8 protein-coding genes are annotated in these 13527 nt (G+C 42.3%); 2 read left to right on the top strand and 6 right to left on the bottom strand.

The genetic code is table 11. The features are described from left to right. Positions 1–192: 192 nt before the first annotated feature. Positions 193–1104, top strand: a complete 912-nt coding sequence (locus HWQ40_RS04210) for a beta-1,6-N-acetylglucosaminyltransferase (protein WP_334982041.1) — start codon at positions 193–195, stop codon at positions 1102–1104. Positions 1105–1173: 69 nt separating this feature from the next. Here HWQ40_RS04210 and HWQ40_RS04205 read toward each other — a convergent pair whose 3' ends face one another. From HWQ40_RS04205 to HWQ40_RS04190, 4 genes are all read right to left on the bottom strand, one after another. Then, positions 1174–2259, bottom strand: coding sequence for an IS4 family transposase (locus HWQ40_RS04205; protein ID WP_292775142.1), 1086 nt, complete (start codon positions 2257–2259; stop codon positions 1174–1176). A gap of 308 nt (positions 2260–2567) precedes the next feature. Beyond that, positions 2568–3371: a phytanoyl-CoA dioxygenase family protein gene (locus HWQ40_RS04200; protein WP_292775141.1), complete on the bottom strand. Its 804-nt coding sequence runs from the start codon at positions 3369–3371 to the stop codon at positions 2568–2570. A gap of 200 nt (positions 3372–3571) precedes the next feature. Beyond that, complete coding sequence (locus HWQ40_RS04195) at positions 3572–5017, bottom strand: MFS transporter (RefSeq protein ID WP_292775140.1); 1446 nt, start codon at positions 5015–5017, stop codon at positions 3572–3574. Between the two features lie 37 nt (positions 5018–5054). Beyond that, the gene (locus HWQ40_RS04190; protein WP_292775139.1) at positions 5055–5318 is read right to left on the bottom strand and encodes a hypothetical protein; all 264 of its coding nucleotides are present in this window, start codon (positions 5316–5318) and stop codon (positions 5055–5057) included. A gap of 72 nt (positions 5319–5390) precedes the next feature. Here HWQ40_RS04190 and HWQ40_RS04185 point away from each other — a divergent pair, with 72 nt between their 5' ends. After that, on the top strand, positions 5391–9179 hold the full coding sequence (locus tag HWQ40_RS04185; protein WP_292775138.1) for a calcium-binding protein: 3789 nt from the start codon (positions 5391–5393) through the stop codon (positions 9177–9179). 741 nt (positions 9180–9920) lie between these two features. Here the strand turns inward: HWQ40_RS04185 and HWQ40_RS04180 are convergent. Continuing rightward, on the bottom strand, positions 9921–13043 hold the full coding sequence (locus HWQ40_RS04180) for an efflux RND transporter permease subunit (RefSeq protein ID WP_292775137.1): 3123 nt from the start codon (positions 13041–13043) through the stop codon (positions 9921–9923). Between the two features lie 194 nt (positions 13044–13237). Next, positions 13238–13527 (bottom strand): hypothetical protein (locus HWQ40_RS04175; protein ID WP_292775136.1); only part of this gene is annotated, 290 nt, incomplete at its 5' end.

Below are 13527 nucleotides of genomic sequence, written 5' to 3'. Positions count from 1 at the left end.
ATTAAGAGTCGGTTGAAACTGCGATCGCTTTGCCAACGCTCGCGTAGCGTCTCCATTAGGAGAAGGGCTGTAGGGCGATCGCTCTCTAATCGCTATTTGAATATGGCTAAACCCTTATTTAACTAATAACAAATATTTATTTATAGAAACATACATATTTTAAAATATTTTCAAGATATACAATTTAAGCAAATGTCTAACTCCCCCAGAAATCCGATAGGTTTTATTTTACTAACTCATACAAAACCTCTACAAATTTATAGACTAATAAATAAGTTAAATAGTATGTTTAACTATCCTCAAATTGTGTGTCATCATGATTTCTCAAAATCTGATTTATCTGTAGATGCTCTATCAAAGAATGTTTTATTAGTACGCCCTCATCTACAAACAAAGTGGGCAGATTTTACTTTAGTAGAAGCTACAATACAAGCACTTCGATTAATGTATGAGGTTCCAAATCCACCGGATTGGTTTGTATTACTCAGTGGCGCAGACTATCCCATTAAAACTGCAAAGCAAATATTGGACGATCTAGCCTCAAGTCAATATGATGCTTATATTCAGTATGAGCAAATCACATATAAAACTTATAAATCTGATGTCAGACCGAATATGTTGTGGCTGAAAAATTCTTATCAACGATACTGTACAAAGTCGTTTTCTTTTCATTACTCAAAAAAATACTCAGCGCATCTAAATCTAGAGATATGCTTAGAACATCCGCTATTAGCAAAACCATTCCTTCCTTTTTCCAAAAAACTTGCTTGTTTCAGTGGAAGTCAATGGTTTTGTGCCAATAGCAAAGCTGCTAAGTACATTATCGATTTTCACAGCAAGAAAAATGCGTTAACCTTGTACTATAGTAAGCTTAAGTATGCAGATGAGTCGTATTTTCAAACTGTACTTGCTAATGCATCTCATCTGAAGCTGCAAAACGACCGACGACGCTATATCGATTGGTCAGATGGAGGCTGTCATCCCAAAACATTGCTTATGGAAGACTTGCCAAATTTACTCGCATCATCTGCTCACTTCGCTCGCAAATTTGACATTGATATAGATAGCAACATTCTTAATGAACTTGATAGAATTACATCCTAGCTGACTTTTCACGGTATCTAAAAAATCTCTCTCCTAGAAGGAAAAAGACCTGACGGGGTGACAAAGAAGCTACAAAGCAGACTGGATAAGAGACATAGCACGTAGTCCTTGTTGAAAATGGGGGAGTTTGCTGGGCTTTAAGCGCATCAAATCATGAGCTAAATCAGCCCAAAACTCCATCGCCCCTACCCATAATTGACCATATAAACCAACCCAAAAGGCGCTGTGTCGGCGATGTAATCGCCGTAATTCTTTTAGACGACCAACATATTTTTGCATTCCTAATGAGCGAGAATTACGACCAGCTAAAATAGCACAAGTATAGGCAATAGCAATTAGTAAAATCAGTGCCATTAACCGTTGACCATCAGCAGAAGTAGATTCGAGATTATAGCCACCAGTCTTGCAATCTTTGAACATTGCTTCAATGCCACTTCGTAACTTAAATACTTTAATAGCCTTTGAAAGATTATCAAGATTAGTCAGTAAAAACCAGCCAGTAGGCTCAACTTTTCCCCGATATTTACGCTTGTAATATCCAGCAATATTAAATTTAGCAAAACCCTTCTGTTTAGTAGCTTGAATCCCCTCTAAAAAGAAAGAAATCCCCGGATTTAATCCTAAAGATTGTAACCGTTGATATGATTGATTTTCTTGTCGAATATAAGTACCTTGTTTTTGACGCAGTACAAAGTCAATTCCCTTGTAATGTAACCAATTCGCTAATTTTATACTATGAAACTCCCTATCACCTAGCACCAAGATTTGATATCCCTTAAATAATCGCAACAATGGTCGAATTAACTTTTTCTGCTCACCCAGATTGCTACATCCTTTTTTTGGTAACAATAGCCAGTAAACAGGGATTGCTCTTTTTTGTTCAATCAAACTAATTACGAACACATTTTCACAGCGCCACTGGGTTCTATCTTTGGCAAATATCAGTTGTTTCTTTAAAGGTGGTCGGCTGTTTTTTACCCATCGTTTGATTAATGGAAACCAGAGGTATTGAATTGATAACTGCGGCAACAATAAAAATCTTTGTATACTCCGCCGCCGACTTTCAAATTTTATTGGTTGGGGAAATACTGTTGCCAACTTCTCAATCGTCACAGTTTTATGAAATTGCAACAGCATCAGCAAGATTTCCAACATCTTGTACTGTGTGGGTGTCAGTAGATTCTGAAAGCAGTTTTGGTAGAATTTAGGTAACATTATCATTTGATAGGTCTTGTTGAGAATACCTGACCTATCTTTTTTTACCCCAAAACGGTCACACTCTTATATTTCCTTGGCTTTAGCCCCTTTGTCACCCCTTCAGGAAAAAGACTTTAAATTTTGTCAAGCTAGTAATGAAAAGTTTGTAGTAAGCACTTTAGTGTTGAAAAAATAAGGACTAAAATCCTTACCACAAACTTGCTTATCGATCAATTTAAACTTGATACAGTAGTAGCAATTTCCAACTAGCGATGCAGTTCTACTCTAGGAAATATATCGCAGTCTATCGGCTCACCAGGTTTTTTGGCTTTGAATGAATTCAATTCTGGTAAATCAATTTCTTCAACAGGTCTGAAAGGCCATGCTTTCGCGCGGTGACAGTAAGTAACATCATCGCCAGTCCAATTAGTGACTACTGCACGTCGTTGTGTGGAAGATATATTGGTTACTGAATGATGAATTGTCAGAAAATGATGAACCAAGCAATCTCCAGGCTCCATATCCCAAGACAAAATTTCGTGAGGTTCTGGCTGTGTAAACCAGGAGGGGTTTGATCCTTCACGTAACTCTTTGCCCCATCGATGGGAAGCTTTGATATACTCTAATCGACCATTTTCTTGGTTGACACTATCTAAAGCCAGCCAAATTTTACAACACTGCCAGCCTTGTATGGGCCAGTAAGGTAGGTCGTTATGCCAGCCGACACGGCTGTTTGCTTTCGGCTTTTTAACAAAGAAACCATCAGTTAAAAAGTTCAGTTTTTCTGATTTCAAGACTTGAGCAGCAAGCGCTGCTAGCGGAGATTCAAAAGCCAAAGCACGGAAATCGGCATCAGTAAGCCATAAGCTACTGGCATGTTCCACATGACCTTCTGATCTGGGGATGCCCTTAACTTCTAAAGGGCCAGGGATTAATACATTCTTGTCAACGGCTGTTCGCATCCGTTTTACCCAGATGTTATCCAAAACATTTTTGACGCAGATAACACCGTCTCGCTCGAAAGCTTCAACTTGTTGGGTGGTGATTTTTGATCTGTCTACCTTAAGCATTACGAAAAAACGAATAAAGTCAGATTTATGTAATAACAGATTTCTATAATCTGCTTTACTGACATTAACTTGGTCACTATGTTATAAATCTTTCTTACTGTAAAGTAAAGATGTAAGTTAGCAGTTCTTCCTGTAGATAGATAAATCTACAGGTTGAGTTCAACATTCTTTGTTGATATCCGTAACAAAGAAATTTCATTTTAGCTACCCAAATCTTTTTTAACAATGAGTGGCACAAGTGAAGCTAATCGTAATACACCTGATACAATAAATACTTCTGCTATGCCAAAAGACCCAGCAAATTGAGCGATGAAGCCACCGATAGTTGCTCCTAAAGCACCACTTGCTCCAGCAACAGCTGCTGCTGTGGCAAAATAGATAGACTGATTTTTTACTGGTGCAATCTCTATCTGGAGATTGTTGTTACACAAGTCAACTCCTCCCCAATTAGCTCCAATAAAAATGTGTAACAGCGGCAACCATAGCCAGAGATCGAGAGGACTAGAACCCATCTTCAGCCACAGCCAGGGTATGACTGCAATTAGAATTCCAGTAGAAATTAGAATCGGACGATTGCCTATTTTATCTGCTAATCTACCCCAGACGATGAGCATCAGCATGTGTGCCCCTGCTCGCAGACTGTTATAGAAAGTTACCCAACTCACATCCAAGTTCAGCGTATCTAGCAAGTAGAGGTTAAAAAACGGGGCACTCAGATTAACAGCAAACGTCCATGAGCCGAAATAAAGTAGAAACACCAAAAAATTAGAGTTTTTCCAAATGCTGCTATCTATCTGGTTTTGAGGAGTTGGCATTTGCGGCAGAGAGATTGGTTCAGATATCTCACCAGGTTCTTTTGGTGCTGAGTCTGGCTGAATCTCACTAGTTTGAGATGAGTTAGCATAATAAGTATTTTGTAATTGGGGATTTATATCTACCTGGAAATACTGACACCCCAAGCTCACAATTCCAAAGATAATGCCTAAGAGCAAAATCACCCCGTAACCTTGGATAGGCCCCCCGTACCAATGTGATACAGCTAGACCGACTATTGGCAAACCGACCAACTCGGTTAAGTTGGCAAGGCTATTGCGTAGCCCGAAATATCTACCTCGTAATTGCCGTGGGACTAACATTGCCATCCAACTCAACCAAGATGCGGCTCCTAGTCCTCCTAAAAAATGGCTGCATACGAGAATCAAAAGCGACAATATCACTAATTGGTTGGAATTCAGCCCTCCCCAACTAAAGCTAAGAATGCCAATTACTAAAATCAGCCATAGTAGCCGACCAATCCCATGAGTGCGAAGCGAATACTGAAAGCGGCTAGTGCTGCGTTCAGACAAATAAGCACCCATCGGCTGAAAGAGATTCACTAACATGGGGATAGAACTCACCATGCCAAATACCACTGGACTGGCATCCAACCCCACTAAGAAATTACCTAGCAAAATTCCGCCAGTACCAATAGAGAAAACTGCTGCGAAAATACCATCAGCAGTAGAAGCTCTCAAACTGGTGCGAATAGCATCTTTAGAAATACGAGGGCTGAATGTTGAGGTAGGAGAGAGTGTTGTTGATGGTGAGGCAATCTGAGCAATTTCTATAGAAAGAGGCGCACCTGTTTCAATTTGAGAAGAATCCATAAATCTAGTATTTAAGAAAATAATTAGGATTCACGCATCATACATATATACTATCTTTGTTAAGCAAGCCCAAAGACTCACGTAAGATATGAGCGTATTCATCTAAGACAGACTGTAAACATCCATCTACACAGTACTCTAGAACTCTGCGCGAGTGGGCTTCTTGCTGGTTTATTCCTCGAAGTGAAGCAGTAGCTTCTGGTGAATTGAAAATGGTACGTAATGACCAAGCAATTTTAGCAGCACTCATCCTAATTTCATTGGCGATCGCTCTCTCTCGATCATAGTATAAGTTAACCAAGGCGTAGACTAGCAAAAACCGTAGGCGATCGACTGAAGTTACTGAAAAAATCGATTTAGGTAGGTAAAAGTTATGGCAAATATTATTGGAACCAACGGTAATGATACTCTAGTGGGCAGCAACGAGGCGGACACGATTAAGGGTCTTGCAGGCAACGATACTATCACATCTTTCTCTGGCAACGACACCTTGATTGGTGGAGGCGGCAAGGATAAATTTGTTTACGAGTACTACTACGGCAGCAACAATACTGACATCATCACCGATTTTGGTGGCGTAGATAAAGGGACAAATCCAACAGCAGCAGTCATTGCCGAAGTAGACACCCTAAATTTCCAAGGCAATGATAGCTTCACTGCCCAAAATTTGCTGCTAACCCAGAATGGCAACAATCTGGAAATCAACTTTGAAGGGGATGCTTATGAAACGAGGTTTCTTGGTACAAAAGTCATCCTACAAAACTTTGCCCTGGAAAACCTGGAAAACTTGAGCAAATCTACAGGAGCCACTGTAAACTTGGGGAATATCCTGTTTGATGGGCAAACTACCATCACAGATAGCTTTGATGTCTTCAATGCTAACTCTAGCCAAAGTACTCTCTTCAACTTGAACACAGTCACTTTTCTTAACGACCTCAACAATAATGTTAACGGCTTTGACAACTCAGATGATGTGATTAATGGTCAGGGGGGTGATGACATCATTGACGGCTTGAGTGGGAACGACATTTTGAGAGGTGGTGCGGGTAATGACTCCCTCATTGGTGGTGTCGGGGATGATGCTCTCATTGGTGGTGTCGGGAATGACTCCCTCACAGGCAATGATACTCTCGTTGGTGGTGCGGGCAATGATATCTTAAATGTCGAATTTTCAACAGGCGATAACACCCTCAATGGTGGCACTGGTAACGATACCTTGAGGGGTGGGGCTTCATCAGGCAATAACTTACTCTCTGGGGGGGATGGTAATGATGATCTTTACACCTCTAATGTTTATAGCAGCGTTAGCCCCTACATCTATTTCGCCTCCTCAAGCAATAACACGCTAGAAGGTGGTGCTGGTGACGATACCTTGAATGCTCAATCTCCATCAGGCAATAACTTACTCTCTGGTGGCGATGGCAATGATTCTCTCTCCACCTCTGGCATTACTACTTATAGAGGGGAGCCTAATTTTAGCTCATCAGGAAATAACACCCTCAACGGTGGCGTTGGTAACGATACCTTGAATGCTGGCAATTCAACAGGCAATAACTTGCTCTCTGGAGGCGATGGCAATGATTCTCTCTCCATTTCTGGCGATCTTATCTCCTATAGCGGTCAAGACTCTTATTACCCTTCTTCAGGTAATAACACCCTCAACGGTGGCGCTGGTGACGATACATTGCGTGTTGAGTATTACACAGGGAATAACTTATTCTCTGGGGGCGATGGCAATGATTCCTTGTATCTAGACTTCACAATTTTAGATACTCTCACCTCTGATTTAGTGACTCAAACGGTAGATGGGGGTAAGGGTGATGATTTGTTATCCGTCGATTACACGTTTGCTACAGGGGGTATCACAACGACTTTCAATCCTATTACTAACATTAGCTTAATTACGGCGGGTACGTATCGGCTTAGCTACAACAATATCGAAGTATTAAATATCTCAGGTACTATCTACGATGATTTTATTGTGGGGAGCAATGGCAATGATACACTCTCTGCGGGGACTGATGGTAAAGATACCATAGATGGAGCTAAGGGTGACGATGTGTTGTCCGTCGATTACAGGTACAGCAATCCTGCTGGGGGTATCACAACAACATTCAATGCCACTACTAACATTGGCTCAATTACGGCAGGCACAAATCGTGTTGACTATAAGAATATCGAACAATTAAATATCTCAGGTACATCTTACGATGACTTGATTGTAGGCAACAGTGAAAACGATACGCTTTCTACGGGCTATGGTGGCAAAGATACCATAGATGGGGGAGCCGGTGACGATGTGTTGTCTGTTGATTACAGCAATTCTACAGGAAGTATAACAACGACATTTAATGCCACTACTAACATTGGCTCAATTACGGCAGGCACAAATCGTGTTGACTACAAGAATATAGAGCGATTAAATATCTCAGGTACATATTACGATGACTTGATTGTTGGCAATGGTAGTAACGATACACTATCTGGGGGCTATGGCAAAGATACGATTATTGGCAATGCAGGTAATGATATCCTAACTGGTGGGAGTGATGACAACACTTTAACTGGTGGTGCTGGCAATGATAAATTTGTTTACAACTCTGGCGACGGTATTCATCTGATCACCGATTTCGGTGCAGTAGGTAAAGGCTCAAATCCCTCAGAAACTGTGATTGCTTCTTCAGACACCTTGCAATTTACAGGTAGTTTCTCTAGTACAGGTAGTCTCTTCACTGCTCAAAATCTGCAATTAACTCAAAATGGTAACAACTTAGAAATTACCTTTGAAGGTTTTGGTAATGACAGCAAAGTCATTCTGCAAAACTTCAAGTTAGAAAACCTGGATAATCTGCCAGCAACTTCTTCACGGCCAGCTATTGGCAATATCCTGTTTGATGGGCAAATCAGCATCGTTGACAGCTTTGATGTGTTTGATCCTAATTCCACTCAAACTAGCTTGTTCAATAGGAACACTGTTACCTTCCTCAATGAGCTTGATAATAACATTACGGGTTTTGACAACTCCAATGATGTCATTAATGGTCAAGGGGGTGACGACATCATCGACGGCAAAAGTGGTAACGACCTTTTGAGAGGTGGTGCAGGAAATGATATTCTCATTGGCGGTGTGGGAAATGATACTCTCATTAGCACTACAGGCAATGATATTCTTGACGGTGGTACTGGTGACGATCGCTTGAATGCTAGCGGTTCAACAGGCGATAACCTGCTCTCTGGGGGTGATGGCAATGATGAGCTTGACATCTCTGGCTTTTTTAAGTTTTCTGGCTCTGTTTTCCCCGGCTACTCCTACGACTCTCGCTCCTTGGGGAATAACACCATAAACGGAGGTGTAGGTGACGATACCTTGAATGCTAGCGGTTCAAAAGGCGATAACCTGCTCTCTGGTGGCAATGGCAATGATACTCTTTACCTTATTGGCTCTTACAGCTACGACTACGGCGACTCCAACGACTCCCGATCAGAGGGCAATAACACCCTAGAAGGAGGTGAGGGTGACGATCGCTTGAGGGCTGGCGGTTTAACAGGTGATAACCTGCTCTCTGGGGGCGATGGTAATGATGAGCTTGACCTTTCTGGTGACTACTACAGCTACAACTCCAACGACTCCAACGACTCTCGCTCGTCTGGTAATAACACCCTCAACGGAGGTGCAGGAAATGATTACTTGAATGCTAACGATTCAACAGGCGATAACCTGCTCTTTGGAGGCGATGGCAATGATTATATCTCCGTCTTTGGCGGCTCTGGTAAGAATCTCCTCACAGGTGGCAATGGCAATGACTCTCTCATAGGTGGCAATGGTAATGATAGCCTAATTGGAGGAGCTGGTACTGATACCTTTGTTTTCGATAGTTACAATGAAGGCGTTGATAATATTTATGACTTCAACGCCACTAATGAACTGATTCAGGTATCGACTTATGGTTTTGATGGCAAGTTGTCAACACCTTCACTTAAGACAAGTCAGTTTACCATCGGAACATCTGCAACAACAAGCAATCAACGATTTATCTATGACAATATTACAGGTGCGTTGTATTTTGACCTTGATGGCAGTGCAGGTACATTTACTCAGGTAAAATTTGCACAACTATCTGGTGGTGTAATACTAACTGAAAAGAACTTTGTAGTAATTTAATCGTAATTACCATTCTCTGATCATTAAGCACCTCGCATTCGATTGCTCAATCAATTATACCAATTCGCAATTGAGAAATTTAGATGCAGCAAGGCAATCCCTGCTTACATCTGTTGCCTTATTTTAGAGAATTGGTATTACTTCTAGCATAGAGTAAATGTTGGGTTTTGTTTCTCAACTTTTGACATGGGTGCGGATAGTTTGCAGGTGTTGTTGGCTAAATTTGATCGTAAATCAAGGGGTTTAATATCATGTCCGGTTAAAGACTTATCATTAAGACCGCAGAGGGGCAGAGGGGATGGGTTTTTGGGTTTTCTGCATAGAGAAAGGGAATTATAACTAATTAGCCGGACATGATATAAGACCCCTACGTCTACACTTAGCGTCAGTTTCAGTCGGGGTTTAAATCCCCGTCTGATACCAATTCTGTATGAAGATGCGCTAAACCATACTTAAATACAAGAAAAAAAACGAACTGCATTCGCGCAGCGTCTCGTAAGAGTTGGACGCAAAGGACACAAAGAAAGAAGAAGTTAAGAGGGTTTGGCGCAGCCTCACAAAGAAATGGTATGAAAATGTCTTTAATTTTGAATTTTGAATTGTTAATATGTCTGCGTTCGTAATTTTAATCGCCTGCATCTTTTAGCGATCGCATACCTTTGTGATCACCGAAAGGGAAAAATGGATAAAGTCAAGCAAAGCGATCGCTTTACTCATGCTCGGTTTTACCAAAAACTATCATTAACTTTTAACTGCTGGCAGATACTTTTTTTCAGCTTTCTGATTTTGCCTACTCAGCTTTTTCCGCCACGCCTCCATATAAATGTAAAACACTGGAGTCAGATAGAGAGTCAATATCTGAGAGAACAGCAATCCACCAACGATCGCAATTCCTAAAGGACGACGCGCTTCTGAACCTACTCCTGTCCCCAAAGCAATGGGGAGTGTCCCAATTAAAGCTGCCATCGTCGTCATCATAATTGGACGGAAGCGAGTCAAGCAAGCGGTATAGATGGCATCAAAAGAATTTTTACCTTCCTTTCGTTGCGCTTCAATTGCAAAGTCCACCAGCATAATACCGTTTTTCTTGACGATGCCCACTAGCAGGATGATGCCGATGAAAGAGTAAAGATTTAAATCAACCTGGAAAATCAGCAGTGTCAGTAATGCGCCAAAACCCGCCGAAGGTAGACCGGAAAGAATGGTGATTGGGTGAATGAAATCTTCATAGAGGATACCGAGAATCAGGTAGATGACTAAAATAGACACCAACAACAGCGCACCTAAATCATTGAAGGACTGTTGGAAGGTTTGGGCTGAACCCTGAAAGCTGGGAGTAATTGTTGAGGGTAGCACCTCACTGGCTGCTTGCTTGATAGCATCAGTAGCTTGACTGAGAGACGTTCCTGGGAGGGTGTCAAAAGAGATAGTTGCAGAGGGGAGTTGAGCAACGTGAGTAACGGTAAGGGGGCCGACATTTTGAGTGATATTAGCGATCGCACTCAGGGGAACAAGTTTCCCAGTACTCGATTGCACATAGAGCATCGACAGGGCGCTAGGATCTCGTTGAAATTCCGGTTTTACTTCCAAGATTACATAGAATTGGTCATTTGGGGTATAGATAGTAGAAACCTGGCTGGAACCATAGGCAGCGCTGAGGGTTTGTTCAACTTGTTGGGCGGTAATTCCAAGGGTTGCGGCTTTGTTGTGGTCAAATTTGACTTGGATTTGGGGAGTGCTCAGTTGTAAATCGCTATCAACGTCCCGGAGTCCTGGTAAGGTTTTGACTTTATCTACAAGTTTAGGAACGTATTGGCGCAGGTCCTGTAAATTCAAGCTCTGCAATGTGAACTGATAAGTAGAATTAGTTTGTTGACCGCCGATGGGAATAGCTGGCGGAGAGCGGAGGAATGTCTTAACCCCAACTACACGTCTCAACTTGGGGGTTAACTCTTGAATGATTTCGTCAGCACTCAGTTGACGTTGAGAACGCGGCTTGAGCCGAATCGTAATTCGCCCGGAGTTGACTGATGCATTCGGCCCACTTGCACCCACAATCGAGTCAACTGCTTCAATATTGGGGTCTTTACGAATGATGTCAACAACCTTTTGCTGGTGACGCCGCATATCATCAAAAGAAATATCTTGCGCTCCTTTCGTGTTCGCCATCAGTTGTCCGGTGTCTTCAGTAGGAATAAATCCTTTGGGAACGATGACGAACAAATAGACGGTCATTACCAGCAGAATGCCAGAACCAATGAGTGTCATTAGGCGGTATTTTAATACAGGCTTGAGCGTCCAATCATATCCTTGCAGTAGTAAATCAAATGCCCGTTCTGAGACTCGATACAGCAGATTTGGTCTTTGCTGATGTGAACCTAGAAAGCGACTGCACAACATGGGGGTGAGACTGAGGGAAACAAAACCCGAAACCAAAATTGCCACAGCGATCGTCACGGCAAATTCATGAAATAATTTACCGATTATTCCACTCATGAACATGATCGGAATGAACACCGCCACTAGGGAAAGGGTCATTGACAAAATGGTGAAGCTAATTTCCTTTGATCCCTTCAATGCCGCGTTTAGCGGAGATTCGCCCATTTCTCGATAACGGACGATATTTTCCAACACAACGATCGCATCATCCACGACAAAGCCCACTGAAAGGGTCAACGCCATGAGTGAGAGGTTGTCTAAGGAGAAGCCCGACAGATACATGACAGCAAAAGTGCCAATGATGGCTACAGGTAGCGCCAAACTGGGAATTAGGGTAGCTGTTATGTCACGCAAGAATAAGAAAATCACCAAGACAACTAGACAAACCGAGAGAACCAAGGTAAATTTCACATCATTGACAGAGGCTCGGATAGTTTGGGAGCGATCGTACATAATCCCCATCTCAATGGATTTGGGAACTTGTTCGCGGAGTGTAGGTAAAAGTTTCTGAATTGCATCAACAATATTTACCGTGTTAGCTCCTGGCTGCGGCTGTACAGCGAGAACAACAGAATGGCGGTTTGTCACCTTGTCATCGCTATACAAATTCGAGACTTTGACGTTTTGTTCACTGTCAATCACCTGCCCCAAATCCTGGAGCCGCACGGGCGCACCATTCTTGTAAGTTACAATTAGCTGGCGATAGCTGGCAGCATCGGTGAGTTGACCGTTCGCCTGAATCGTATAACTTTTGTAAGTGTCAGAGAGACTGCCGATTGGCAAGTTGACATTTCCCTGTTGAATTGCAGTTTTTACCTGATTTAGACCAATTCCCCGCGATGCCAACTCTCGCGGGTCAACTTGGACGCGGACTGCATATTGCTGTTGACCAAAAACCTGTACCTGAGCAACACCATCAATCATTGAGATTGGCTGACCAATTGTTACCTCCGCGTATTCATCTACTGTCGAGATTGGTTGTGTCTCAGAATACATATAGAGAAAGAGAATCGGTGAGACAGATGGGTTAACTTTGCGGTATGTAGGGGGGTGAGGCATTCCGGCGGGCAGTTGTCCGGCTGCTGCGGAGATGGCTGCCTGTACATCTTTGGCGGCATCTTCCACTCTGCGGCTAAAATCAAATTGTAGGGAGATGTTGGTGCTACCAGTTGAACTGGTGGAATTGAATGAATTTAGTCCGGCAATTTCGGTAAACTGTCTTTCTAGGGGTGCGGCGACTGAAGATGCCATTGTTTCTGGGGTAGCACCAGGGAGACTAGCAGAGACAGAAATAAAAGGATATTCAACGTTGGGTAGGGCACTGATGGGTAATAGTAGATAACTCATGAGACCGAAGATAAGAATACCCATCATTACCAAGGTGGTCATGACTGGACGACGGATGAAGAGTTCTGAAAGGTTCATGAGTGTGTTCTCCCAGAAATGTGGATTTTGGCTACTGATTTTTGACCTAACTGAACGGTATTGGTTTATATTTCATAAGGCAATACGCTTGGGTTAAGCATTTCTTTCTTCTCTCGGTGTCCTCTGTGCCTCTGTGGTTCGTTAAAAAAATTGAATTTGACAAAGGATTTTAGCCTTAACTGAACCGTATTGTTTCATAAGGGCAAATATAGGACAATCCCTTTCCACTCCAACTGATCGCTGTAATTAACCAGCAGCAGTAATTCGTCAATTGCTTGTCTAATCGGCATCCGATCGTTGACTACGAACAAACCCAACATTTGCTCTCCCTTTAACAATCGCTCGTAAGCGAAATCTGGCATCGTTGCACGGTCATGAGTGAGGATTATGCGATCGCTCGCTGCTGCCCAATTTAAGATTGTTGGGTCATCATTAAACTCAACGAGGTTGTCACCAACCCCGTTGGTCTTCAAAACCGTGCTTG

The sequence above is a fragment of the Nostoc sp. NMS9 genome, from assembly GCF_017114995.1.
Classification (GTDB): domain Bacteria; phylum Cyanobacteriota; class Cyanobacteriia; order Cyanobacteriales; family Nostocaceae; genus Nostoc.
The sequence above is the reverse complement of the archived record's forward strand: the minus strand, read 5'-3'. Positions and strand labels throughout refer to the sequence as shown.

Coding starts and splice junctions, on each gene's coding strand:
- HWQ40_RS04185 (WP_292775138.1), top strand. CDS start 5,391: ATGGCAAATATTATTGGAACCAACGGTAATGATACTCTAGTGGGCAGC.
- HWQ40_RS04205 (WP_292775142.1), bottom strand. CDS start 2,259: ATGTTGGAAATCTTGCTGATGCTGTTGCAATTTCATAAAACTGTGACG.
- HWQ40_RS04200 (WP_292775141.1), bottom strand. CDS start 3,371: ATGCTTAAGGTAGACAGATCAAAAATCACCACCCAACAAGTTGAAGCT.
- HWQ40_RS04195 (WP_292775140.1), bottom strand. CDS start 5,017: ATGGATTCTTCTCAAATTGAAACAGGTGCGCCTCTTTCTATAGAAATT.
- HWQ40_RS04210 (WP_334982041.1), top strand. CDS start 193: ATGTCTAACTCCCCCAGAAATCCGATAGGTTTTATTTTACTAACTCAT.
- HWQ40_RS04180 (WP_292775137.1), bottom strand. CDS start 13,043: ATGAACCTTTCAGAACTCTTCATCCGTCGTCCAGTCATGACCACCTTG.